We start from the raw sequence: 21,686 nt of genomic DNA, 5'->3' as shown, positions 1-21,686 counted from the left end.
CGTTGATGGAGGTCAACTGCGTTCGTGCCACCTGCGCAGCAGCAGCGCGTTGCCCATCACGCTGATGCTCGACAGTGCCATCGCCGCACCCGCGACCACCGGGTTGAGATACCCGAGCGCCGCAAGCGGGATTCCCGCCACGTTGTACGCGAAGGCCCAGAAGAGGTTCTGGCGGATCTTGCGCACGGTGCGGTGCGAGACATCGAGGGCGCCGGCCACGAGCGCAACGTCACCGCGCATCAGCGTGATGCCGGCCGCGTGCATCGCGACGTCGGTGCCGCTGCCCATCGCGATGCCCACATCGGCGGCGGCCAGCGCGGGCGCGTCGTTGACGCCGTCGCCCACCATCGCGACCACGTGCCCGCCTTGCTTCAGCTGCGCAACGGCCGCGGCCTTGTCGCCGGGGAGCACGTTCGCGAGCACTTCGTCTTCGCGCAGGCCCAGGCGCGCGGCCATCGCCACGGCGGCGGCCTGGTTGTCGCCGGAGATCATGCGCAGGCGCAGGCCGCGTGCGCGCAGCTGCGCGATGGCCGCTGCGGCTGAGGGTTTGGGCTCGTCGGCGAACGCCATCAAGGCGCGCAACGTGAGGCCGTCGGTCGTGCGTTCGACGAGTGCAGAGCCGGTTGCGTTCATCGACTCGCCGACCTCGACGCCGAGGGACTTCAACCAGGGGAGGCTGCCGATCAGGAACGACCGGCCCTTCACCTCGCCTTCGAGGCCTCGCCCCGGCACGGCGCGCACGTCGTCCGGTGTTTCGATCGAGAGCCCCTTGGCCTTCGCGGCATCGACGACAGCACGCGCCAGCGGATGCTCGCTGCCGCTCTGCAACCCAGCGGCGATGGCCAGCATGTCATCGTTGCCCGTGAACTCCACCAGCCGCGGCTTGCCAACGGTCAGCGTACCGGTCTTGTCGAATGCCACGGTGTCGACCTTGTGCGCGATCTCCAGCGCCTGCGCGTCCTTGATCAGGATGCCGTGCTTCGCGGCCACGCCGGTGCCGGCCATGATCGCCGCGGGCGTCGCGAGACCGAGCGCACAGGGACATGCGATCACGAGCACTGCGACGGCATGCACCACGGCTGCTTCGACTTCGCCGCCCATCGCGAGCCAGCCGAGCAGCGTCACCAGCGCAATCACCAGCACCACCGGCACGAACACGGCCGACACCTGGTCCACCAGCCGCTGGATCGGCGCCTTCGCCGCCTGCGCATCCTCCACGAGCCGGATGATCCGCGCGAGCACCGTCTCGTGCCCGACAGCCTCCACGCGCACGACGATGCGGCCCTCGCCGTTGATGCTGCCGCCGGTGACGCGGTCGCCCTCGCCTTTCGCAACCGGCAGCGGCTCGCCGGTCAGCATGGATTCGTCCACCTGCGTGCGGCCCTGCTCCAGCACGCCGTCGGCCGGCACGCGCTCGCCGGGGCGCACCACCATGCGGTCGCCGACCAGCAGCTCGCCGATCGGCACGTCGGCCTCGCCGCCAGAGCGCAGCATCACGTGCGCGATGTCGGGCCGCAGCGCATGCAGGGCGCGGATCGCGGCCGTGGTCTGGCGCTTGGCGCGCGCCTCGAGCCATTTGCCGAGCAGCACCAGGCTCACGACAACGGCGGACGCTTCGAAGTAGAGGTGCGAGGTATCGCGCACCAGCCACAGCCACATCGACAGCCCCCAACCCGCCGTCGTGCCGATCGCCACCAGCAGGTCCATGTTGCCGGTGCGCGCCTTCAGTGCGTGCCAGCCCGCGCGGTAGAAGCGAGCGCCCAGCACGAACTGCACAGGTGTCGCCAGCAGGAACTGCAGCCACGCCGGCAGCATCCGGTGGATGCCCAGCAGGTCGAGCGCCATGGGCACGACGAGCGGCAGCGACAGCGCGAGCGCCAGCCCGACGGGCATGAAGCCCGCCCAAGGGGAAAGGTCCTCTTCGGCCTGCTGGTCGGCCGCGCGCGGCTCGTACCCTGCATTGCGCACCGCGCGGCGGATCTGCGCTTCCATCTCGCTGCCGGGCTCGAACGTGACGCGCGCCGTCTCGGTGGCCAGGTTGACGCTGGCCTCCTGCACGCCGGGCACCTTCCTGAGCGCGCGCTCCACCCGGTTGACGCACGAGGCGCAGGTCATGCCGCCGACGCCGAGATCGAGGATTTCAGTTGTCATGGCTCAATGCTCAAGCTTGCCATGATGGCAAGGTCAAGGCCTTGACCTTACTATGGTGGGAAGGTGGATGCTCTGCGCATCATCATCGAAAGGACGAAAACCATGAACCAGACATTCCAGGTGCAAGGCATGAGCTGCGGCCACTGCGTCAAGGCGGTCACCGAAGCCGTCAAGGCCGTCGACCCCGCCGCCGAGGTGCAGGTCGACCTCGGCAGCGGCAAGGTCGACGTGCAAAGCACGAAGGAGCGCGAGGCGCTGGCCGAAGCCATCCGCGAGGAAGGCTACTCGGTGGCCGCGTGATCAACATCGGCGAAGCGGCCCGGCGCTCGGGCGTCTCCGCCAAGATGGTGCGGCACTACGAGTCGCTGGGCCTGCTGCCCAAGGTGGCGCGCACCGACAGCGGCTACCGCCTCTACAGCGACGCCGACGTGCACACGCTGCGCTTCATCAAGCGCGGGCGCGAGCTGGGTTTCTCGATGGAGGAGATCGGCGAGCTGGTCGGCCTGTGGCAGAACCGCCGGCGCGCGAGTGCCAGCGTCCGCAAGATTGCGCAGAAGCATGCGGACGACCTGGGGGAGCGCATCGCGCAGATGCAAGCCATGCAGCGCACGCTCAAGCACCTGATCCACTGCTGCGCGGGCGACGACCGGCCGGACTGCCCGATCCTCGACGACCTGGCAGCCGGCTCCCACTGAACCTATTTGGTAGCCGGAACGACCTGCACCTTGCCGTCGGTGATGTCCAGCACGCGCTTGCCGTCGGTGGCCTGCACCGGGGCCGGACCGGCGCCCATCACGGTGGACATCATCTGCCGGTTGCGGGCGACGGTCTCGCGCATCAGTTCCTGCTTGGCGAGCACGGGTTGCTCTTCGAGCACGATCGCGCCGGTGCTGGCGCGGTCCTCCGCGGGCAGCGGGGCCATGTCGCTCATGACCTTGGGTGCGGGGGCGGGAGCCGTCTGCGCATAGGCGCCGCCCAGCGCGGCGGCGAGAAGCACAGCGGCGGTTCGGGCGATGGACGCGGTCTTCATGGTGGCTCCTTGAACTGCTCTGATTTGCCAGCCTGAATGCTGCGCGCCCCGCCACGGTCCGGCTGTGGCCGGAAGCAGCGTCCGGCCGTAGGAAGGTGCTGACTGGGGGGCTCAGCTTTACATTCGGGTGACGCTTGGGGCATGGTCGCGATACCTGCCCCGCCCAGACTTGCCCCCATGAATACCTCCAAGACCCTCCTTGCGGCCGCCCTGGCGGCCACCCTGGCCGCCGGCGCTTTCGCCCAGGCCCAGCCGATGCCGCCCCAGCCCGGCCAGCCGCCCATGATGATGCGCGGCGACCACGGCCCGGACCGCGCCCGCATGATGCAGGAGCGCATGGCCCGCCGCCAGGCCGAGCTCAAGGCCAAGCTGCAGATCACGCCCGCGCAGGAAGGCGCCTGGAACGCATGGACGCAGGCCATGCGCCCGGCCGCCAACCGCCCGCAGCGCCCCAACTTCGTCGAGTTCGCGCGCATGACCACGCCGCAGCGCATCGACCGCATGCGCGAGCTGCGCAACCAGCGCAACGCGGAGCAGGACCGCCGTGGCGAGGCCACCAAGGCCTTCTACTCGCAGCTGAGCCCCGCGCAGCAGAAGGTGTTCGACGAGCAGTCGTTCGAGCGCTTCGGCCGCGGCGGCGAGCGCGGCGGCCACCATGGCCGCGGCATGCATCGCGGCTGATTCCCGCTGGCGCAACGAAGAAGGCCTGCCGGTCGCCCGGCAGGCCTTTTCTTCGTGTGACAGCAGAAAACTTACTTGGTGGGCACCAGGATCACGGCCGGGCCCGCACCCATCGCCGTGCCGGTCGTCGCGTCGATGACCGTGTAGCTGGCGACGTTGGTCGTGAACACCTGGTTGTTGGTGGCCACGTTCGGCGCGCCGCGCGTCATCGTGCTCTGCTCGCCGGCGCGCAGCGGCACGTCGCTGGTCTCGCTGGCGGTCAGCATCTGGTTGGCGACGCGGCCACCCAGCGCCACGCGGTCGCCGTAGGGCGAATTCGTGGTCTTCACGTTCGGAACGCCATTGGTCATGATGCTCATTTCACCGGCGCGCAGCGGCGAGTCGGTGGACTCGCTGGCACCCGAGGCGAAGGCGGCGCCGCTGAAGCCGAGAACGGCAGCAAGCAGCATGGAAACATGCGTGGTCTTCATTGAAGTCTCTCCCTTAAGTCGTGATGACAACGCCCCGAGGCGGGTACGTGGCTCGAACATTAGGTGGGCGGCAGGCCCATCAACATCGGACTTGCGCGTCAGCCGCTGTAGGACTTATGGGCGAGGCACGTCAGTTCAGAACTTCGAACCCCATCGAACCTGTAAGAAGTTCTCTCCGGGGTTGGGATGTTTGATCCCGGCATTCGAAGTGTGAACAATCCGCACAGAAAGTTCGCTGCCGTTACCGATGCTGCGGCCCACCGCGACGGTGTCGTGGAACTGGAAGGCGGTGGCGAACTGCTTGTCCGGCGTGTTGTATTTGCGGTCGGCCAAGGTCAGGCCGATGCCGCCTTCGACGAACCACGGCGAGCGGCCCTCGTCGAAGCGCAGCCTCAGCAGCGGCACCAGCCCCAGCACGTTGGAGCTGCCGCGGCCGCCGCCGAAGCGGTCCCATTCCCAGTGACTGAGCTGCAGGTCCACGGCGCCGGTGGCCTCGGTGCCGAGCCAGCTGCGCTTCCAGCTGCCGTTCCATTTGAGGCCGCCCGTGACCTGCCAGGTGCCCTTCGGCGCGGCGCCGCCCTCGATGAACCAGGCGTCGGGGCGCCAATCCGCTTGTGCGGGCCAGGCCGCGAACAGCATCGCGGCAAGCACGAGAGGGCGAGACCACATGGGCGGCGATTCTGGCACAGGGGCGCTTAGGACGCCCGAGGGCGTCCGGGGCAGGCGTCCTACACCCCGGGCAAAAGCCGGGCTGTACAAGAAAAGCTCCCCCATAAAACGAACCGCAGCCCATGAGCGAAACCCACGCTTCGCCCCCGCCGCTGACCGTGATGACGGTCAACATCCACAAGGGGTTCACCAGCTTCAACCGCCGCTTCATCCTGCCCGAGCTGCGCGACGCCGTGCGCAAGGTGGGCGCCGACGTCGTGTTCCTGCAGGAGGTGCTGGGCACGCACGAGGAGCATGGGCGCAAGGTCGGCGAGGCCTGGCCGGACGCGCCGCACTACGAGTTCCTCGCGGACAGCATCTGGCCGCAGTACGCGTACGGCAAGAACATGGTGTACCCCAAGGGGCACCACGGCAACGCGGTGATGTCGAAGTTCCCGATCGTGCACTTCCAGAACCACGACGTGTCGATCACGGGCCCCGAGAAGCGCGGCCTGTTGCATTGCGTGATCCGCATCCCGGGCCAGGCGCGCGACGTGCACGCGATCTGCGTGCACCTGGGCCTGGCGGAAAACCACCGGCAGCAGCAGCTGGACCTGCTGTGCGCCATGATCCACAGCGAGGTGCCGCCCGAGGACCCGCTCGTCGTCGCAGGCGACTTCAACGACTGGCGCCGCCGCGCGAACGACCGGCTTTGGGAAACCTGCGGCCTGCGCGAGGTGTTCGTCACCGCGTACGGCGAGCCGGCCAAGACCTTCCCGTCGATCTTCCCGATCCTGTCGCTGGACCGCATCTACGTGCGCAATTGCTCCGTGCACTTGCCGGTGGTGTTGCCCCGCAAGCCCTGGTCGCACCTGTCGGACCATGCGCCCCTTGTCGCGGAGCTGCACCTGTGAGCGACTGGAAATGGACGAGCGGCAACAAGTTCGACCTCCTTGAAAACGGGGAGGAGTTCTACCCGCGCGTGTTCGCGTGCATCGCCAATGCGAAGCGCGAAGTGATCCTGGAGACCTTCATCCTGTTCGAGGACAAGGTGGGCCTGCAGCTGCACGAGGCGCTCATCGCCGCCGCGCGGCGCGGCGTGGAGGTGGACATCACCATCGACGGCTGGGGCTCGCCCGACTTCTCGCCGCGCTTCATGGCGTCGCTGGCCGAAGCCGGCGTGCGCGTGCACGTGTTCGACCCCGGCCCGCGCCCCTTCGGCTGGCGGCCCAAGGTGCTGCGGCGCATGCACCGCAAGATCGTCGTGATCGACGGCGAGGTCGCCTTCGTGGGAGGCATCAACTACTCGGCGGACCACCTGGCCGACTACGGCCCGGAAGCCAAGCAGGACTATTCCGTGGAGATCCACGGCCCGCTCGTGGCCGAGATCCACCGCTTCTGCCACGCGGCGCTCGCCGAGGGCCAGCGCCACTCGCAATACCGGCAGTGGTGGCGCTGGCGCCGCCACCTGCGCAACGTGGCCGACGAGATGCCGAACGCCGGCAGCGCGCAGGGGACGTTCGTCATCCGCGACAACCGGCGGCACATGAACGACATCGAGCGACACTACCGCATCGCGATCCGCGCCGCGCGCAAGCGCATCGTCATCGCCAACGCGTACTTCTTTCCCGGCTATGGGCTGATCAAGGAGCTCAAGCGCGCGGCACGGCGTGGTGTGGACGTGCGCCTCATCCTGCAGGGCGAGCCCGACATGCCCATCGTCAAGATCGCGGCCAGCATGCTCTACCACCACCTCATCCGCTCGGGCGTGCGCATCTTCGAATACTGCGAGCGGCCGTTCCACGGCAAGGTGGCCGTTGCCGATGACGAGTGGGCCACCGTGGGCTCGAGCAACCTCGATCCCCTGAGCCTCGCGCTCAACCTGGAAGCCAACGTTGTCATCCGCGACCGCGGCTTCAATGCCGAGCTGTCGAAAAAGCTCGAGCACCTGATGCAGCACTCGTGCAAGCACATCGTCGAAGACGACCTGGAGGAACTCAAGGGCTGGGCCTGGGTGCGCAGCTTCGCCGCGTACCACTTCGCGCGGCGCTATCCGGGCTGGGCCTCCTGGCTGCCCCGCCACGTGCCGCGACTGTTCACGCCGCCCGCGCCGCGGCCGGCCACGGAGAAAGCGTGAACGACCTCGCGCGCACGTCGCGCACGTCCGGTTCCGCGGCACCCGTGTCGCGCCACACCGTGTGGCACTGGGCCAGGCGCGGCATCGGCATCGCCTTCCTGGCCTTCGTGGTCGTGCTGATCGTGCGCTACGCGCGCAATGTCGACTGGGACGACGTGTGGCGCAGCGTGCGCGCGCTGCCTGCCTCGGTGCTCGTGCAGGCCGCCGCGCTTGCCGCCGTCAGCCACCTGCTCTACAGCTGCTTCGACCTGTTCGGCCGCCGCTACACGGGCCACGGCATCCGCCCGCGCACGGTGATGAAGATCGGCTTCATCAGCTACGCGTTCAACCTCAACATGGGTTCGACCGTCGGCGGCGTGGGCATGCGGCTGCGGCTCTATTCGCACCACGGCGTGCGGCCCGTCGACGTCGCCAAGATCCTCACGCTCAGCATGGTGACCAACTGGCTGGGCGACATGGCGCTCGCCGGCTCGTTCTTCACGTTCGCGCCGCTGGAGCTGCCGCCACACTGGAAGCTCGACAGTGACGGGCTCACCTTGCTCGGCATCGGCCTGCTCGCCACGGTGCTCGTGTATCTCGCGCTTTGCATCTGGTCGCCGCGCCGCAGCTGGACCATTCGCGGCCACGAGATCGAGCTGCCGCCGCACCGCATGGCCTTCCTGCAGGTGGGCATTTCCGCGGCCAACTGGGCGACGATCGCCGCCGTCATCTGGACACTGTTGCAAGGGCGCGTCGAATACAGCGCGGTGCTGAGCGTGCTGCTGCTGGCCGCGATGGCCGGGCTGATCGTGCGCGTGCCCGCCGGCCTGGGCGTGCTGGAAGCCGTGTTCCTTGCGCTGCTGTCGCACCGCGTGCCCGAGGGGCAGCTGCTGGCTGCGCTGCTGGCCTACCGCGCCATCTACTACATCGCGCCGCTCGGCGTGGCCGCCCTGCTCTACCTGGCCACCGAAGCGCGCCATCGCCGCCTTCGTGCGGCATAAGGCACACGAATGCTGGTTACAGCGCACACCGGAGAAGCCCCAGCGGGTGGACAATCGCGCATGAAGATTGCGACGCAGGCGCATTTGGCGGGCGAAACGGACCTTGCGGGGTTCCGTGCCGAGTCGCGCGAGCTGCTCGCGCAACAAGTGCACCCCGACAACGTGCAGTGGCAGATGGGCCGGCCGGCGTTTGCCGAACTGTTCACGGCCCCTTTGCCCGCGGCCGCCTCGCGGCCGAAGGGCGTGCCGCGCGCCGCCAGCGCGATCGTCCCCGCGTCGTTCCTGCGCCTGTGCGAATCGGTGGTGCTGCACCGCGACCCGGAGCGCTTCGGGCTGCTCTACCGCCTGCTGTGGCGCCTGGTGCACGAGCCCGATCTTCGCAACGACCCGGCCGACCCCGACATGATGCGGGCGCAGCACATGGCCCATGCCGTGCGCCGCGACATCCACAAGATGAAGACCTACCTGCGCTTCCAGCCGCTGGACCAGGCGCAGGTCGCCTATTACGAACCTTCGCACCACGTGCTCGAAGCGGTGGCCCCGTGGTTCCTGCGGCGCTACCACGAGCAGCCGTGGGCGATCTTCACGCCCGAGCGCAGCGTGCGCTTCGACGGGCAGAAGCTGCTCTTCGCGCCCGGCATGGCGCGCGAGCGCGTGCCGAAGGAGGCGGACAGCGCCGGCTGGCTCACGTGCCTGCAGGACGTCTTCCGCCCCGCGCCCGCGGCCTGAAGCTTCCATGCCCAAGCGCGGGGCCATCGCGTCGCTGGGCCAATTGAAGGCGGCCACCATGGCTTGCCGCGAATGCCCCATCGGCGAATTCGCGACGCAATCCGTCATCGGTGAAGGCAAGCTCAAGCCGAAGCTGATGCTGGTGGGCGAACAACCGGGCGACCAGGAGGACTTGCAAGGCCATCCCTTCGTGGGGCCTGCCGGCAAGTTGCTCGCACGTGCACTTGCGAAAGGCGGGTAAGGGTTAGAGCTGTGCGACGGCCGGGTGGCGGATGTTCTTCGCCGCGCGGCGCACGCTGCGCAGCGCGTGCCGGGTCGTGCCGCCCGTGTCGCGGGCCATGCCGGTGTCTCGCGCCGGCTTCTCGCCGCGGTTGCGGATGATGGCTTCGGCCGTTTCGTTATCGGCCAGCTGCGGCCGCACCATGTCGAGTTCGTCCTTGATCTCCGCACGCATCGCGGAGCGCGGCTCGTCCACCGAGCGCGGGCGCATCAGGCGCAGCCCCGCGGCGTCGCTGCCCTGCACGCCCAGGCCACCCTGCGGCGGCCCAGCCTGCGCGCCCGTGCCGGCCTGCGCACCCGCCATCGAAGGCATGCCCTCGAACTGCGAGCGGGCGTTGGTGGACGTCTGGCCCTGCACCTCGCGCAGCGTGAACAGCGCGGCAAGCACCACGAGGAACAAGATGATCCAGTGCGAAGGACGATGCGGTGTCATGGCGGTCTCCCTGCGTTGCACCCAGTTTGGTCAACCGCCCCCAGCCCTGCCACACGCCAGATGCAACAAAGTTTGTAGGACACCGCGCACTGCTAAGATGCGCCGCCCTTCCTCCGCTCGCATCGATGTCCGTTTCCCTTGCAGGCAAAGCGCCTGCCACGTTCGAGATCAAGAGTGCCAACCTGCCGCTGGTGGCGCTGCTGCTGAAATCCACCGACCTCGCCCGCCTGGCCGATGAGCTGGCGCAGCGCTTCGGCGACATCCCCGACTTCTTCGACGGCGACCCGCTTCTTGTCGACCTCTCGCCGCTGCAAGGCGCCGGCGACGTGGACTTCGCGCAACTCAAGGCCCTGCTCACCGGCTACCGCCTCAGCCCCGTCGCGGTGAAGGGTGGCAGCCAGGCGCACACACGCGCGGCGCAGCGCGAAGGGTTCGTGGAAGCGGGCGACGCGGGCATCCTGCACGTCGAGCGTGAAGCAGCGCCTGAAGAGAAAGCACCCGAACCCACGGTCGTGCAAGTGCCCACGCATGCGCTCGTCGTCGACAAGCCTCTGCGCTCCGGCCAGCAGGTCTATGCGAAAGGCCGCGACCTCGTGGTGCTGGCCATGGTGAACCCCGGCGCGGAAGTGATCGCAGACGGCAACGTGCACGTCTACGCGCCGCTGCGCGGCAAGGCCATCGCGGGTGCCCGCGGCAATACCGAAGCGCGCATCTTCACGCTCTCGCTCGACCCCGAGCTTGTTTCCATCGCCGGTGTGTACCGCACCAGCGAAGCACCGCTGCCGCCCGACTTGCGCGGCAAGCCGGCCCAGATCCACCTCGCCAGCGGCGACAAGCTGGTGATGCAACCCCTGAGGAACTGAACACCCATGACAGCGAAGATCATCGTCGTCACGTCCGGCAAGGGCGGCGTCGGCAAGACGACCACCAGCGCCAGCTTTGCCAGTGGCCTGGCCCTCGCCGGCCACAAGACGGCCGTCATCGACTTCGACGTCGGCCTGCGCAACCTGGACCTCATCATGGGCTGCGAGCGGCGCGTGGTGTACGACTTCGTCAACGTGCTCCACGGCGAGGCGACGCTCAACCAGGCGCTCATCAAGGACAAGCACTGCGAGAACCTGTTCGTGCTGGCTGCCTCGCAGACCCGCGACAAGGAAGCCCTCACGAAAGACGGCGTCGAGAAAGTCCTCAATGAACTTTCCGGCATGGGCTTCGAATACATCGTCTGCGACTCGCCGGCCGGCATCGAGACCGGCGCGCTGATGGCGATGCACTTCGCCGATGAAGCGCTGGTCGTCACCAACCCCGAGGTGAGCTCGGTGCGCGACAGCGACCGCATCCTCGGCATGCTGGCGAGCAAGACCAAGCGCGCGATCGAAGGCAAGGAGCCGGTCAAGGAGCACCTGCTCATCACCCGCTACAACCCCAACCGCGTCGACCAGGGCCAGATGCTGTCCCTCACCGACATCCAGGACATCCTGCGCATCGGCCTGATCGGCGTGGTCCCCGAGAGCGAAACCGTGCTGCAGGCCTCCAACCAGGGCACCCCCGCCGTGCACCTGAAGGGCAGCGACGTGAGCGAGGCCTACAAGGACGTGGTGGCGCGCTTCCTCGGCGAGGACAAGCCGCTGCGCTTCGTCGACGCGCAGAAGGCGGGGTTCCTCAAGCGCCTGTTCGGGAGCCGCGGATGAACCTGCTTTCCTTCCTGCTCGGCGAGAAGAAAAAGACGGCCAGCGTGGCCAAGGAGCGGCTGCAGATCATCCTGGCGCACGAGAGGAGCGGCCGCAACCCGGGCCAGCCGGACTACCTGCCGGACCTGCAGCGCGACCTGGTGGCCGTGATCAGCAAGTACGTCAAGATCGACCCGAAGGACATCAAGGTCGACCTGCAGAAGCAGGACAATCTGGAAGTTCTCGAAGTGAAGATAGAGCTCCCGGCTTGACTTTGCAGGGTGCGCGCGCGATAACCGCCGGATGAGCTCCCCAGTAGTTGTACGGGTCACACATCGATACAACGCGCCGGCCGAGCGCGTCTTCGATGCCTGGCTCAACCCGCGCGATGCGGGCCGTTTCCTCTTTGCCACCCGCACCGGCAACATCATGCGCTGCGAGATCGACTCGCGTGTCGGCGGCGAGTTCTTCGTCACCGACCGCCGCCCCACGGCGGACGGCGACGAGAGCGTGATGGACATGGACCATCGCGGCACCTACGTCGAGATCGACCGGCCCAGGCGCCTCGTCTTCGACTTCTCCGTGCCGCCCTACACCGACGATACCGTCACCCGCGTGGCCCTCGACTTCACGCCCAACGGCCCGATGGCCTGCGAGCTCGTGCTGACGCACGAGATGGGCGACAGCCCCATGGCGCATGCCTACGAGAAGCAGAGCCAGCAGGGCTGGGCCAAGATGCTCGAGAAGCTCGAGCGCGAGCTGTTCCCGCGGCGCATCGCCCTCTAGGGCCTGGCGCTGCGGCGCATCTTCGATTGGTTGTTGCCGATGTGGTCCTCGCGGTCGTGGCGGCTTTGCGGCGTGCGCTGGCCCTCGTTCTTCTGCGTGGGGCGCTCCATGCCCTGCTTGTTGGTGTCGTTCTGCACCTTGCCGGACTGCGGTGTCTGCTTGTCTTCGGGTTGGTTCTTGTAGCGATGAGTCATCTCGGTACCTCGTTTCGTGCCTGATGGGCTCATTCTGGGAAGCGGGGTTGCGCGTGGCTGTCGGACGGCGCGCAGGCGTCACGTCATCAGCATCGCCTCGATCTTGTTGCCGTCGAGGTCGCGCACGAACGCGGCGTAGTAGTTGTCGCTGTACTCCTTTCGATAACCCGGCGCGCCGTCGTCCGTGCCGCCCAGCTCCAGCGCCCTGGCATGGAAGGCCTTGACCTGGTCCACCGACTCGGCCCGGAAGCAGATGTGCACCCCGTTGCCCACCGTGGCGCGCTGCTGGTCGTGGGGCAGCTGCACCCAGAACTCGGGGAACTTGCGGCCGTAGCCGGCACCGCCGTCGAACGACATGAGGCAGCCGATGCCCAGGGTGCCGAGCACGGCGTCGTAGAAGGCCTTGGCCCGCTCGTACTGGTTGGTGCCGAGCGAAACGTGCGACAGGATCGAGGGCATGGCGGTGGGCTCCTTGCAGTGAGGGACGGATTCTGCGTCGGCAACCCGCAAGCCCTCAAGCCCCCTCCATCACCCTCCTGCCAGATCCGCGCTGTAGTCCTTCTTCAATTCAATGTTTCAAAGTAGTCGTAGCAGATAAGGGCGGGCCCCTCGTGTTGATAACCGCGCTTTTGCCCTTGCGCGCCAAGCACTTGCGTGCCGTGGACGGCTGTGGACGGGTGCGCTTCCGCGTTGCTCGCGAAACAGGGACAACTTCGGGCCCGGGCACCGCGCTGTGGACAACGCCCGAGTTGGGCCGGAACCATCCACAGGGTTGTCAGGCGCAAATAAATTTTCGGGTGTGGCGGCGACGCGACTCAGGGTGCGCCGGTCTTGACATCCCGTGATGGAAGCAGGGACCACAGTGGCACGGCTTCCATGCGGTCAGCCAGGTAATACCGGTGTGGGCCTCCGTAGACGACGTAGAGGGCATCCAGCTTCAGGTCATGCATGGCGATGTGCATGCTCCGAGTCGCCCCAACGACCGACGAACGCTTGAACTCCACTCCGATGCGACGGCTTCCATCCAGCATCACCAGGTCGAGTTCAGCACCTTGGTGCGTGGCCCAGAAAAATGCCTGCTGCGGCTTGGCGAGGCGCAAGACCTGCTCAAGGGCAAAACCCTCCCAGCTCGCACCGGCATGGGGGTGTCGCAGCAGGTCGCCCAACGACCGCACACCCCACAATGCGTGGAGAAAGCCGCTGTCCCGGAAATAAATCTTCGGTGCCTTGACCTGCCGCTTGCCGAGGTTTTCGTGGAAAGCGGGCAGCTGGCGGATCATGAAAGTCTCGGTCATGAAATCCAGGTAGCGCCTGACCGTCGATTCGTTGACGCCCATCGATTGGGCGGGCGCGGCAGCGTTCCAGACCTGCCCATGCAAGTGCGACAGCATTCCCATGAAGCGGTGGACGGCCGGCACTGCGACATTGCCGACAAGCCCAGGCAGGTCCGTTCGAACATAGCGATCGAGAGCGCTCTGGCGCCATGCAAGGCTCGACTCGTCATCAGGTGCGAGGAAGGCGAGTGGGAAGCCTCCGCGCAGCCATAGCTTGGCCACTTCTTCGTCCTCCCAACCTGTTTCATCAATCGTGAGGCCCGTGACTTCGACTGTCGCGACACGCCCCAGCAACGACTCCTCCTGTTTCAGAAGGTTGTGCGAGGCGCTCCCGAGCAAGAGGTACTGGCCGGGCCTGTCGATTCGGTCGGGCCGATCGATCAGGTAGCGCAGGAGCTGGTATAGCCGCGGGGCGTGCTGGACTTCGTCGATGACGACAAGGCCCTCCGCGTTGGCCAACAATGGCTCGGGATCGGCGAAGAGTGCCCTGACGGCAGGAAGCTCGAGATCGAAATAATTTGGGTGGTTCGCGGGAAGGAAATGGCGCGCAAGGGTGGACTTCCCGACCTGGCGCGGGCCGGTGAGTTCGACCGCCCGGAAGAACCCAAGCCGCTTCTCGATGTGGCGCAGCAGCCGCTGCCTGGTCAGCATGCCCAGCAGACTACCATGAAAATCCCGCATTTGATGCGGGATTTTCATGGACCGGCCCCCCGATGGACGAACGACCGAGGTTGCCCCAGAATGCCTGCTTCCACCCCTTCGCTGGAGGAGAGATGCCCGCAAAAGCCATCTGCATTTCGCGCGCCATCTGGACACGCGCGGAAACCATCGCCGCCAACGTCGCCCGCGAGCTCGGGTACCGGTGCATCGACGAGGAGATCCTCACGGTGGCCGCCGAGAAGCGCAACCTGAGCGCGGCCGAAGTGGCCGACTCGGAAAAGCGCAAGGGCGTGCTGCAGCAGTTCGTGGACGACATCCGCCGCGGCGGCGTGGGCGAGATGATCAACTACATCCCCGGCCAGCGCACCCTGCCCACCGCGGCCGACGACGTGCGCGTCGTCATCCGCGACGCCATCCTGGAAACGGTGGACGCCGGCAACGTCGTCATCGTCGCGCACGCCGCGTCCTATGCGGCGGGCAGCCGCAAGGACGTGCTGCGCGTGCTGATCACCGGCAGCCCGATGGCGCGCGCGACGCGCTGGGTGGCGCAGAGCAACGGCAAGGGCATCCGCGAAGCGCAGGAGACGATCGCCGAGAGCGACGAAGCGCGCGCGTCGTACATCCGCCGCTTCTACGGCGTGGAGCACGAAGCACCCGACGACTACGACCTCGTGGTGTCGACCGACAAGCTCACGCCGGAGTCGATCACGCAACTGATCCTCCAGGCCGCGCGCTCGCTCGACGCGGACCACCCGGACGTGAACCCGCCGCAGACCGGCTGGGACCTGCCGCCCACACCGCGCTCGCCCGCGAAGTACTGAGCCCCCTTCCTTCCTCCCTGATCTTCGCTGTGCGCGAAGGGAGGTGAGAACGATCTGTCGCTATACGTCCGATGGATCGGCTGCATGCACGCGCCCCTCGATACTGGCCGCCTTCAGCCAACCAGGGAGACCGCGTGATGAAATACCTCGTGCATGTGGAAGCACGGCATTGCCTGCTGGTGATGCGATACCCCGGCACGAGCCTGCCGTCCGAGGAGAAGGAGCGGGCCGTGGGTTTCTACGCCACGCGCGTCGTCGAGGCGCCCACGCTCGACGAGGCGCGCGAGATGGGCCTTGAGCGGGTTATCCAGGAGATCACGCCCCAGCTGCGCAACCCGCCGGAGAGCATGCCCGTCTTCAGGGCGGTCGAGGTGCGCGAGATCAACCCGGCGCCGATGCCGGAGGCGAGCGACGCGCTGACTTACTTTGCCGAGCGCAAGGAGCGCTGACATGCAGCGGCACTCGGTATGGGCGCGCGCCGTGTGCTGCGCGGTGTTGGCTTCGCTTTGCATCACCAGCTTTGCGCAGGGGTCGTGGTCGTACGGCTACGACGCGAACGGCAGGCTGGTAACGCAGACCGACACCTTGAACCAGACCACGCGGCAGGCGCTGGACGCGCTGGGCCGGCCCACGGCGACTACCTTGCCCGACAACAGTACCGTCACGCGAGCCTGGTCGCCGCTGAACCAGCTGATGCAGCTGACCGATCCGAAGGGTGTCGCCACTCGCTACACACGCAACGCCTTTGGTGAAGTGATGAGCGAGACGAGTGCCGACATCGGCACTGTGACGTTCAAGCGCAACGCGAACGGCGCTATCACGGAGATACGCGATGCGAAGGGGCAAGTCACGCGCGTCGAGCGAGACTTGCTGGGCCGCCCCACACGCATCCTCCACGACGCCGGCAGCATCACCAGCTTTACCTATGGGCTCGGCGGGCGCGTCGAGAAGTTGGAGGACGCTTCGGGGAGTATCACGTACACACGCGATCTGCATGGACGTGTGCTCACTGCCACTTGGCGGATCAACGACAACCCGGCGAACCCGAGCACCTTCCATGTCGAGTATGGCTACACGCAAGGTGACCTCACGTCCATCACCTACCCGAGCGGCCTGAAGGTGGCATACAGGCGCACAACCGGCCGCATCACTGGCATCGACGTGCTCGAGCCCGGCAAGAACAAGGCGTGGGTGCCGTTTGTGAGCGCACTCACCCACACCCCGCTCGGGCAGCCCAAGGCGTGGGTGTGGAGCAACGGTGATACGGCGGCGCGTAGCCTCGACATGAACGGCCAGATGACGGCCAACGAGTTCGCGCGCTACACGTACGACGCGGCATCTCGCATCACAGGCATCACCCAGGACCTGTGGGCCACGCGCACGGTCGTCGTGGGTACCACCACCGTGAGCGAGCTGTACAAGGCACCCGTGACGTGGGCCGCTGGCTACGACAACCGAAACCGCTTGACGCGCTTCGAGCGGCAAGGTGCGAAGAGTGTCTACACCTACGATGCGAACTCCAACCGCTTGAAGGCCTTGGAGATGCGGCAGCGACGTGGACCTCGAAGGCACCTTCGACCAGCCGAACATGGCGCAAGGCGCGGACATCTCGCTGAAGGTGGATGCGGGCAGCAACCGGCTGCTCGGGTTCACTCAGACCCTCACGCGCATGAAGGACGGGAAGACGGTGAGCAGCACCGTCACGAACGTCAGCTATGACGTGGACGCGAATGGTGCGATGACGAGCGACAGGCTGCGCAAGTTCGTCTACGGCGACGACAACCGCCTGGCACGTGTGGAGATGGTGAAGGACGGCGAAGCGGCCGCCGTGCGCTACCTGCACAACGGCTGGGGCCAGCGGGTGTTCAAGAGCGAGCCGGAGGTGCTGCAGACGCTGCCGAAGGAGAGCGAGCTGGGGAACACGTTCATCAACTGGCTGCGCAAGAACTTCGGGTGGACGTTCGCGAAAGGCAATGGCGACAAGACCAGCATCGGGCAGGCGTTCGTGTATGGAGATGGCCAGATTCCATCGTGGGCCATGCTGGGGGAGTACGGCAACGGTTCTGCGACGGGCAAGGGCAGGACCGAGTACATCTGGCTGCCAACGGAGAATGGTGGCGCCGTACCTGTGGGCGTCTATCTGAATGGGAAGTTGTATTCGGTCCACACGGACCACCTTGGTACGGCCCGGCTGATCACGGACGCCTCGAAGAACGTGGTCTGGCAGTGGCCCTATTCAGCTCACGGCGGAAACCGTCCGACTGGCGTACTGGCAACGAGCACGACAGCGAATGGACAAGTGAGCTTGCAAGCGACCAAGCCCGGCGTAGAGAGTTCGTTGGCATTTCCTGGACAACTACGGGACCCTGAAACCGGAACGTTCTACAACTTCCAGCGTGATTCGTATGACCCGTTCCTGATGCGGTACAGACAGTCCGATCCGATCGGCATCCACGGTGGATGGAACAGGTACATCTATGCCGGCGGGGACCCGCTCCTCTACGCCGACCCACGAGGGCTCGACAATCCCAGAATGGGGCCATATGGCCCCTACTACGGTTCCATGGGCTTCAGGCCGAAAGTCCCGTCGGATTCATGCACCTGCATGCTGGGATCGACGACCTTCTACGCGCCCACAGGAACCAACTTCGCGGCGGTGCAGGCGGCTGGTCAGTCAAATGGGAGGAACCCATTAGAGGTAAACCGCACCGTCGGACATTGGGGAACATTTGATTTCCAGCGCGATGTAGCGATGAATCAGTTCACCGCAGCCTATACTGACGCTTCCAACTTCGCAGTTGGTGTCTACATGCACGGTGCGGGCTATAGCCGAGAAGCCACCGGTGCCATCGCCGGCGCCTTTGCACGGGCGTTTTCAAGCAACGCAGGAAGTCCGCGTCAGAGACAGATGTGGATGATGGGCTGGGATGCCGCAAACTCCGGAAACCTGCAGTACGCCTGTCAATGAGAAAACCAAGTCGCTCACTCCTGCTGCTGGCCGCAGGCTTGTTGGTCGGATCCATCGCGACAGCGGTTTTCGTTGCCTGGCGTGCCGACCCGCAAGGTGAGGCGAACGCATGGTGCGACAAGTTCGCCGGTGGTTCGGTTGTAAACGGTCAGGACATGACCGTGAGTTGGCACACTACTGCGTGCACAACACTGGGAACGAGTGTCGTGACGTACGTTTATGTCCATCCGTCTCGCGAAGCCCCTGGTCCGAGTGACCTCGTGCTCAGATATGAAGCACGCGGCGTGGGCGACGTGCTGAAGGCTACATGGATCGGCGAACGACGCGTCGTACTCGAGGTAGACGACGTCAGCAACATTTCGGCAATGAGGACGACGGCAGGCCCGATCTCGATCGAGTACAAAATCAAGAGCGACGTCAAGGTTTCAATATCGTCGTGATCAGTCGCAATCGGGTTCCAGCGCACAAGGGTGTGGTCGGCGATGGCGTCACGATATCTGTAGCTCATACCCGGTACTTCTGCCCCCGCCCTCCATCTTGCGGAGCACGCCTCGAGCCACAAGGTCGTTGATGTCCCGCAGCGCCGTATCGGGCGAGCATTTCGTGATCACCGCCCACTTCGTGCTCGTGAGCTTCCCTTCGAAGCCATCGAGCAGCTTGTTGATCATCTTCACCTGCCGCTCATTCAACGCCACGCCGGCAAGGTTCTGCCAGAAGCGCGCCTTCACCAGCACCGCATCGAGCGTGGAGTGCGCATTGGCCAGCGCACGCTGAAGGGTGGCAAGGAACCAGGCGAGCCACTCCGTCACATCGAGCGTGCCCTTCTGCGTACGCTCCAGGATGTCGTAGTACGCCTTGCGGTCACGCTGAATCTGCGCCGACAGGCTATAGAAGCGCTGCGGGCTGCCGTCGGCCCGGGCAAGGAACAGGTCGCCCACTGCACGGGCGATGCGGCCGTTGCCGTCGTCGAACGGGTGAATGGTGACGAACCAAAGGTGCGCCAGGCCCGCCTTCACGAGCGCAGGCTCGGGCGTGCTCGCATTCGCCCATTGGAGGAAAAGAGCCATCTCCGCATCGAGGCTGGTCGCCGGCGGCGCCTGGTAGTGCACCTTGCGGCGGTGGTCCGGGCCGGACACGACCTGCATCGGGCCTGACGCGTCATCGCGCCATGCGCCGATCGTGACGGGGCTCATGCCGCTGAACCCGGTCGGGAACAAGGAGGCGTGCCACGCGAACAACCGCTCCTCGGTCAGCGGCGCCGAGAAGTTGGCTGTGGCGTCGAGGATCATCTCCACGACGCCTTCCACGTTGCGGTCCACCGGCGCTAGCGCGCCGATGTCCACGCCGAGCCGACGCGCGAGAGACGAACGAACGGACGCCACGTTGAGATGCTCGCCCTCGATCTCGCTGGTCTTCACGACGTCATCGGTCAAGGCGGCGAGGCTGGCTTGGTCGCGCAGCCCCAAGCCCACGTCGGCAAGCCTGCCGAGTAGTGCACCTTCGAGGCGGCTGGTTTCGGTCAGCGCAGCAGCCAGCACCGGCAGCTCGTAGTGCATGCCGGGCCAGCCCGCCTTCGCCCAGATATAGCGGCTTTGTCCGCGAAACATGCGGAGATTGTGGGGCGGATTCTCCGCACGCGCAACTTTCTCCGCAACGTATGCGGAGATTAGCCTATCGATTCCCCGCACGACTCTGGCCGCCGCCCACGCCAACGCCTGTTGCATTTCCCCCAACTTAGACCTTCGGTCAGCTCCCAGCCGCGCCACCTCCATCTAAATTCCGCCCACTTCACCCGGGAGGAACCCATGTCCACTGCACTCCGCCATGCAGCGCGCAAGAGCATCGTGCTCGCCACCGCTGCCATCCTCAACCTCGGACTCACCGCTGGCGCACGAGCGGGCGAAACCGACCACCCCATCGTCACTCAGCTCTGGCACGCAACCTACGACGTGCAGCAAGACGGCAGCGCCACCGAGACCGTCGACCTGCGCTACCAGGTGCTGCAGCAGCGCGCCATCGAAGGCGCCAAGACATACTCGATCTCCTTCAGCACGAGCATCCAGGCCGGCGAGATCGTCGAGGCGTACACGCTCAAGAAGGACGGCCGCAAGCTGCCCGTGCCGCCCACCAACTACCAGCACCAGACCAACGACGGCCGCAAGGGCGCGAGCCCTTTCTTCTCGGACCGCACCAGGATCACCGCCGTGATGCCCGACCTGGAAGTGGGCGACAGCGTGCACGTGCGCTACCGCATCACCGAGAAGGAGCCGATGTTCCCCGGCCAGTTCTCCATGGCCATGGGCTACAGCCCGTTCGCGCCCTATGGCGATGCCCGCCTCACCGTGCGCGTACCCAAGGAGATGAAGCTGCTGACCGAAGCCCACCACGTGAACGAGCAGCCCGTGGTGGAGCAGGATGGCAAGCGCGTGCATGAGTGGCGCTACGCCAACCCCAACCCGCGCCGCTGGAACGAGGAAGAAGACGGCGGCCTCTGGCGCCGTGACGAACGCCCTGGCGTGCTCGTCTCCACCTTCACCGACTACGAGAGCATCGCGCGCGCCTACGCGGCCCGCGCGCTGCCCAAGGCGCAGCCCACGCCGCGCATCCAGGCGCTGGCCGCCGGCATCGTGGGCGCGGAGAAGCAACCGCACGAGAAGGCGCGCCTGATCTACGAGTGGGTGTCGAAGACGCTCACGTACGGCGGCAACTGCATCGGCATTGGCGCGGTGGTGCCGCGCGACGTGGACACCGTGCTGGACAACAAGATGGGCGACTGCAAGGACCACGCGACCGTGCTGCAGGCGCTGCTCACCGCGGCCGGCATCCGCAGCGAGCAGGTCCTCATCAACGCGGGCAGCGACTACGAACTCGCGAAGACGCCCGTGGTTTCGCTCGTCAACCACGTGATGAACTACCTGCCGGACTTCGACCTCTACGTCGACGCAACGGCCAAGGAAATCCCCTTCGGCCACCTGCCGGACGACAGCTACTCCAAGCCCGTCATCCACATCGGCGCCGCGAAGGCCCTGGCCACCACGCCCGCGCAGGACCACCGCACTGCCGCGCAGAAGCTGCGCATGGCGCTGAAGATCGCTGAGAACGGCTCCGCCACCGGCACGATGCAGGTGGCAGTGAAGGGCCTCGCGGCCGCGCAGATGCGCGCGTACATGCGCGAGCTGAGCGCCGAGGACGAGGCCAACTGGGTGAAGAGCACGCTCGCCTCCGCCGGCATGAAGGGCCGCGGCAAGCTGCAGAAGGGCGAGACGAACGGCCTCGTGGACACCTACGAGTTCTCGGTGCGGTTCGAGATCGACAACTACCTGCGCGGCGGCGCCAACGGCGCGATGTTCTTCGCGCCCGTGGTGGGCACGCCGCACTCGGTGATGATGTTCGCCGGTGCGGATGAAGAGCCAGTGGGCAAGCGCCGGCAGCAGTGCCACGGCTTCCACAGCGAAGAGGTGTACGACATCGAGCTACCCGCCACGATGACCCTGCTGGCCATGCCCGAGAGCGTGCAGCTCAAGGGCAGCATCGTCGACTACACGGCGAAGTACGAGAAGACGGGCATGGGCGTGAAGGTGCAGCGCGAGCTGCATGACAAGACCGCGACGAGCATCTGCACGCCGGAGGTGATGGCGGAGTTCCGCAAGCAGGCCGCGGCTGTGGGGGAGAACCTGCGGACGCAGGTGGTTTACAAGCGGGGCGTGCGCTAAGG

27 protein-coding genes are annotated in these 21,686 nt (G+C 66.4%); 18 read left to right on the top strand and 9 right to left on the bottom strand.

From position 1 onward, the window contains the following. Positions 1-12 precede the first annotated feature (12 nt). On the bottom strand, positions 13-2,151 hold the full coding sequence (locus tag H8R02_RS04985) for a heavy metal translocating P-type ATPase (RefSeq protein WP_255429145.1): 2,139 nt from the start codon (positions 2,149-2,151) through the stop codon (positions 13-15). 102 nt (positions 2,152-2,253) lie between these two features. On the opposite strand from H8R02_RS04985, the gene H8R02_RS04980 reads away from it, so the two are divergent. Both H8R02_RS04980 and cueR read left to right on the top strand, forming a co-directional pair. Continuing rightward, on the top strand, positions 2,254-2,451 hold the full coding sequence (locus H8R02_RS04980) for a cation transporter (protein WP_187080218.1): 198 nt from the start codon (positions 2,254-2,256) through the stop codon (positions 2,449-2,451). Continuing rightward, positions 2,448-2,846, top strand: coding sequence for a Cu(I)-responsive transcriptional regulator (cueR, locus tag H8R02_RS04975; protein WP_435531253.1), 399 nt, complete (start codon positions 2,448-2,450; stop codon positions 2,844-2,846). The genes H8R02_RS04980 and cueR overlap by 4 nt, the downstream gene beginning before the upstream one ends. Positions 2,847-2,848: 2 nt before the next feature. Here the strand turns inward: cueR and H8R02_RS04970 are convergent, their stop codons facing one another. Then, positions 2,849-3,181: a hypothetical protein gene (locus H8R02_RS04970; protein ID WP_187080217.1), complete on the bottom strand. Its 333-nt coding sequence runs from the start codon at positions 3,179-3,181 to the stop codon at positions 2,849-2,851. Positions 3,182-3,358: 177 nt separating this feature from the next. On the opposite strand from H8R02_RS04970, the gene H8R02_RS04965 reads away from it, so the two are divergent. Then, a complete protein-coding gene (locus H8R02_RS04965; RefSeq protein ID WP_187080216.1) occupies positions 3,359-3,862 on the top strand; it encodes a Spy/CpxP family protein refolding chaperone in 504 nt (167 codons plus the stop codon). A 71-nt stretch (positions 3,863-3,933) separates the two neighbouring features. Here the strand turns inward: H8R02_RS04965 and H8R02_RS04960 are convergent, their stop codons facing one another. Together H8R02_RS04960 and H8R02_RS04955 are read right to left on the bottom strand one after the other, a co-directional pair. Then, entirely contained in the window at positions 3,934-4,332 is a 399-nt protein-coding gene (locus tag H8R02_RS04960; RefSeq protein ID WP_187080215.1) for a hypothetical protein, read from the bottom strand. A gap of 135 nt (positions 4,333-4,467) precedes the next feature. After that, positions 4,468-5,001: an acyloxyacyl hydrolase gene (locus H8R02_RS04955; RefSeq protein ID WP_187080214.1), complete on the bottom strand. Its 534-nt coding sequence runs from the start codon at positions 4,999-5,001 to the stop codon at positions 4,468-4,470. Between the two features lie 122 nt (positions 5,002-5,123). On the opposite strand from H8R02_RS04955, the gene H8R02_RS30290 reads away from it, so the two are divergent. The 5 genes from H8R02_RS30290 to H8R02_RS04935 are packed head-to-tail and all read left to right on the top strand — an operon-like array spanning position 5,124 to position 9,067. Then, entirely contained in the window at positions 5,124-5,894 is a 771-nt protein-coding gene (locus tag H8R02_RS30290; RefSeq protein ID WP_255429143.1) for an endonuclease/exonuclease/phosphatase family protein, read from the top strand. Then, entirely contained in the window at positions 5,891-7,117 is a 1,227-nt protein-coding gene (clsB, locus tag H8R02_RS30285) for a cardiolipin synthase ClsB (protein WP_354004868.1), read from the top strand. Before H8R02_RS30290 ends, clsB begins: the two co-directional genes overlap by 4 nt. Beyond that, the gene (locus H8R02_RS04945) at positions 7,114-8,097 is read left to right on the top strand and encodes a lysylphosphatidylglycerol synthase domain-containing protein (protein ID WP_354004867.1); all 984 of its coding nucleotides are present in this window, start codon (positions 7,114-7,116) and stop codon (positions 8,095-8,097) included. The genes clsB and H8R02_RS04945 overlap by 4 nt, the downstream gene beginning before the upstream one ends. A gap of 60 nt (positions 8,098-8,157) precedes the next feature. Continuing rightward, complete coding sequence (locus H8R02_RS04940) at positions 8,158-8,826, top strand: TIGR03915 family putative DNA repair protein (protein WP_187080212.1); 669 nt, start codon at positions 8,158-8,160, stop codon at positions 8,824-8,826. 7 nt (positions 8,827-8,833) lie between these two features. After that, positions 8,834-9,067, top strand: coding sequence for a uracil-DNA glycosylase family protein (locus tag H8R02_RS04935; RefSeq protein WP_187080211.1), 234 nt, complete (start codon positions 8,834-8,836; stop codon positions 9,065-9,067). 3 nt (positions 9,068-9,070) lie between these two features. Here H8R02_RS04935 and H8R02_RS04930 read toward each other — a convergent pair whose 3' ends face one another. After that, positions 9,071-9,538, bottom strand: a complete 468-nt coding sequence (locus H8R02_RS04930; RefSeq protein ID WP_187080210.1) for a hypothetical protein — start codon at positions 9,536-9,538, stop codon at positions 9,071-9,073. A gap of 125 nt (positions 9,539-9,663) precedes the next feature. On the opposite strand from H8R02_RS04930, the gene minC reads away from it, so the two are divergent. From minC to H8R02_RS04910, 4 genes are read left to right on the top strand one after another with little or no spacing between them, the layout of a single operon-like run. Further along, positions 9,664-10,401, top strand: coding sequence for a septum site-determining protein MinC (minC, locus tag H8R02_RS04925; RefSeq protein ID WP_187080209.1), 738 nt, complete (start codon positions 9,664-9,666; stop codon positions 10,399-10,401). Between the two features lie 6 nt (positions 10,402-10,407). Then, entirely contained in the window at positions 10,408-11,229 is an 822-nt protein-coding gene (gene minD / locus H8R02_RS04920) for a septum site-determining protein MinD (RefSeq protein ID WP_187080208.1), read from the top strand. Next, positions 11,226-11,480 carry a cell division topological specificity factor MinE gene (gene minE / locus H8R02_RS04915; RefSeq protein ID WP_187080207.1) on the top strand — a complete coding sequence of 85 codons (255 nt, stop codon included), beginning with the start codon at positions 11,226-11,228 and terminating at the stop codon, positions 11,478-11,480. Before minD ends, minE begins: the two co-directional genes overlap by 4 nt. Before the next feature lie 31 nt (positions 11,481-11,511). Then, the gene (locus H8R02_RS04910) at positions 11,512-11,994 is read left to right on the top strand and encodes an SRPBCC family protein (RefSeq protein ID WP_187080206.1); all 483 of its coding nucleotides are present in this window, start codon (positions 11,512-11,514) and stop codon (positions 11,992-11,994) included. Here H8R02_RS04910 and H8R02_RS04905 read toward each other — a convergent pair. The 3 genes from H8R02_RS04905 to H8R02_RS04895 form a co-directional block, all read right to left on the bottom strand. Beyond that, the gene (locus H8R02_RS04905; protein WP_187080205.1) at positions 11,991-12,188 is read right to left on the bottom strand and encodes a hypothetical protein; all 198 of its coding nucleotides are present in this window, start codon (positions 12,186-12,188) and stop codon (positions 11,991-11,993) included. The two genes, H8R02_RS04910 and H8R02_RS04905, sit on opposite strands and share 4 nt — an antisense overlap. 78 nt (positions 12,189-12,266) lie before the next feature. Further along, entirely contained in the window at positions 12,267-12,647 is a 381-nt protein-coding gene (locus tag H8R02_RS04900; RefSeq protein WP_187080204.1) for a VOC family protein, read from the bottom strand. 356 nt (positions 12,648-13,003) lie between these two features. Then, entirely contained in the window at positions 13,004-14,221 is a 1,218-nt protein-coding gene (locus H8R02_RS04895) for an ATP-binding protein (protein WP_187080203.1), read from the bottom strand. A 74-nt stretch (positions 14,222-14,295) separates the two neighbouring features. Here H8R02_RS04895 and H8R02_RS04890 point away from each other — a divergent pair, with 74 nt between their 5' ends. The 5 genes from H8R02_RS04890 to H8R02_RS04875 all read left to right on the top strand — a co-directional run bounded on the left by H8R02_RS04890 (position 14,296) and on the right by H8R02_RS04875 (position 18,411). Further along, positions 14,296-15,003, top strand: a complete 708-nt coding sequence (locus H8R02_RS04890) for a cytidylate kinase-like family protein (protein ID WP_187080202.1) — start codon at positions 14,296-14,298, stop codon at positions 15,001-15,003. Positions 15,004-15,140: 137 nt separating this feature from the next. Then, positions 15,141-15,452 (top strand): hypothetical protein, encoded by a 312-nt coding sequence (locus tag H8R02_RS04885; protein WP_187080201.1) that lies wholly within the window; start codon positions 15,141-15,143, stop codon positions 15,450-15,452. Position 15,453: 1 nt separating this feature from the next. After that, positions 15,454-16,722: an RHS repeat protein gene (locus tag H8R02_RS04880; protein WP_187080200.1), complete on the top strand. Its 1,269-nt coding sequence runs from the start codon at positions 15,454-15,456 to the stop codon at positions 16,720-16,722. Continuing rightward, the gene (locus tag H8R02_RS30280) at positions 16,673-17,971 is read left to right on the top strand and encodes an RHS repeat-associated core domain-containing protein (protein WP_354004877.1); all 1,299 of its coding nucleotides are present in this window, start codon (positions 16,673-16,675) and stop codon (positions 17,969-17,971) included. The genes H8R02_RS04880 and H8R02_RS30280 overlap by 50 nt, the downstream gene beginning before the upstream one ends. Next, positions 17,968-18,411, top strand: coding sequence for a hypothetical protein (locus H8R02_RS04875; RefSeq protein ID WP_187080199.1), 444 nt, complete (start codon positions 17,968-17,970; stop codon positions 18,409-18,411). Before H8R02_RS30280 ends, H8R02_RS04875 begins: the two co-directional genes overlap by 4 nt. Before the next feature lie 48 nt (positions 18,412-18,459). On the opposite strand, the gene H8R02_RS04870 is transcribed toward H8R02_RS04875, so the two are convergent. Beyond that, entirely contained in the window at positions 18,460-19,578 is a 1,119-nt protein-coding gene (locus H8R02_RS04870) for a Fic family protein (RefSeq protein WP_187080198.1), read from the bottom strand. A gap of 198 nt (positions 19,579-19,776) precedes the next feature. Here H8R02_RS04870 and H8R02_RS04865 point away from each other — a divergent pair, with 198 nt between their 5' ends. Next, on the top strand, positions 19,777-21,684 hold the full coding sequence (locus H8R02_RS04865; RefSeq protein WP_187080197.1) for a transglutaminase family protein: 1,908 nt from the start codon (positions 19,777-19,779) through the stop codon (positions 21,682-21,684). The last annotated feature ends 2 nt before the right edge of the window (positions 21,685-21,686 follow it).

The organism is Ramlibacter albus (assembly GCF_014297445.1).
Classification (GTDB): domain Bacteria; phylum Pseudomonadota; class Gammaproteobacteria; order Burkholderiales; family Burkholderiaceae_C; genus Ramlibacter; species Ramlibacter albus.
The sequence above is the reverse complement of the archived record's forward strand: the minus strand, read 5'-3'. Positions and strand labels throughout refer to the sequence as shown.

What these genes read in the sequence shown, in the direction of transcription:
- H8R02_RS30280 (WP_354004877.1), top strand. Translation starts at nt 16,673, where the DNA reads ATGAAGGACGGGAAGACGGTGAGCAGCACCGTCACGAACGTCAGCTAT.
- H8R02_RS04890 (WP_187080202.1), top strand. Translation starts at nt 14,296, where the DNA reads ATGCCCGCAAAAGCCATCTGCATTTCGCGCGCCATCTGGACACGCGCG.
- H8R02_RS04900 (WP_187080204.1), bottom strand. Translation starts at nt 12,647, where the DNA reads ATGCCCTCGATCCTGTCGCACGTTTCGCTCGGCACCAACCAGTACGAG.
- H8R02_RS04930 (WP_187080210.1), bottom strand. Translation starts at nt 9,538, where the DNA reads ATGACACCGCATCGTCCTTCGCACTGGATCATCTTGTTCCTCGTGGTG.
- H8R02_RS04910 (WP_187080206.1), top strand. Translation starts at nt 11,512, where the DNA reads ATGAGCTCCCCAGTAGTTGTACGGGTCACACATCGATACAACGCGCCG.
- H8R02_RS04875 (WP_187080199.1), top strand. Translation starts at nt 17,968, where the DNA reads ATGAGAAAACCAAGTCGCTCACTCCTGCTGCTGGCCGCAGGCTTGTTG.
- H8R02_RS04955 (WP_187080214.1), bottom strand. Translation starts at nt 5,001, where the DNA reads ATGTGGTCTCGCCCTCTCGTGCTTGCCGCGATGCTGTTCGCGGCCTGG.
- H8R02_RS04960 (WP_187080215.1), bottom strand. Translation starts at nt 4,332, where the DNA reads ATGAAGACCACGCATGTTTCCATGCTGCTTGCTGCCGTTCTCGGCTTC.
- H8R02_RS04940 (WP_187080212.1), top strand. Translation starts at nt 8,158, where the DNA reads ATGAAGATTGCGACGCAGGCGCATTTGGCGGGCGAAACGGACCTTGCG.
- H8R02_RS04935 (WP_187080211.1), top strand. Translation starts at nt 8,834, where the DNA reads ATGCCCAAGCGCGGGGCCATCGCGTCGCTGGGCCAATTGAAGGCGGCC.
- minE (WP_187080207.1), top strand. Translation starts at nt 11,226, where the DNA reads ATGAACCTGCTTTCCTTCCTGCTCGGCGAGAAGAAAAAGACGGCCAGC.
- H8R02_RS04865 (WP_187080197.1), top strand. Translation starts at nt 19,777, where the DNA reads ATGTCCACTGCACTCCGCCATGCAGCGCGCAAGAGCATCGTGCTCGCC.
- minC (WP_187080209.1), top strand. Translation starts at nt 9,664, where the DNA reads ATGTCCGTTTCCCTTGCAGGCAAAGCGCCTGCCACGTTCGAGATCAAG.
- H8R02_RS04905 (WP_187080205.1), bottom strand. Translation starts at nt 12,188, where the DNA reads ATGACTCATCGCTACAAGAACCAACCCGAAGACAAGCAGACACCGCAG.
- minD (WP_187080208.1), top strand. Translation starts at nt 10,408, where the DNA reads ATGACAGCGAAGATCATCGTCGTCACGTCCGGCAAGGGCGGCGTCGGC.
- H8R02_RS04885 (WP_187080201.1), top strand. Translation starts at nt 15,141, where the DNA reads ATGAAATACCTCGTGCATGTGGAAGCACGGCATTGCCTGCTGGTGATG.
- H8R02_RS04985 (WP_255429145.1), bottom strand. Translation starts at nt 2,151, where the DNA reads ATGACAACTGAAATCCTCGATCTCGGCGTCGGCGGCATGACCTGCGCC.
- H8R02_RS04965 (WP_187080216.1), top strand. Translation starts at nt 3,359, where the DNA reads ATGAATACCTCCAAGACCCTCCTTGCGGCCGCCCTGGCGGCCACCCTG.
- H8R02_RS04880 (WP_187080200.1), top strand. Translation starts at nt 15,454, where the DNA reads ATGCAGCGGCACTCGGTATGGGCGCGCGCCGTGTGCTGCGCGGTGTTG.
- H8R02_RS04970 (WP_187080217.1), bottom strand. Translation starts at nt 3,181, where the DNA reads ATGAAGACCGCGTCCATCGCCCGAACCGCCGCTGTGCTTCTCGCCGCC.
- H8R02_RS30290 (WP_255429143.1), top strand. Translation starts at nt 5,124, where the DNA reads ATGAGCGAAACCCACGCTTCGCCCCCGCCGCTGACCGTGATGACGGTC.
- H8R02_RS04870 (WP_187080198.1), bottom strand. Translation starts at nt 19,578, where the DNA reads ATGTTTCGCGGACAAAGCCGCTATATCTGGGCGAAGGCGGGCTGGCCC.
- H8R02_RS04895 (WP_187080203.1), bottom strand. Translation starts at nt 14,221, where the DNA reads ATGAAAATCCCGCATCAAATGCGGGATTTTCATGGTAGTCTGCTGGGC.
- H8R02_RS04980 (WP_187080218.1), top strand. Translation starts at nt 2,254, where the DNA reads ATGAACCAGACATTCCAGGTGCAAGGCATGAGCTGCGGCCACTGCGTC.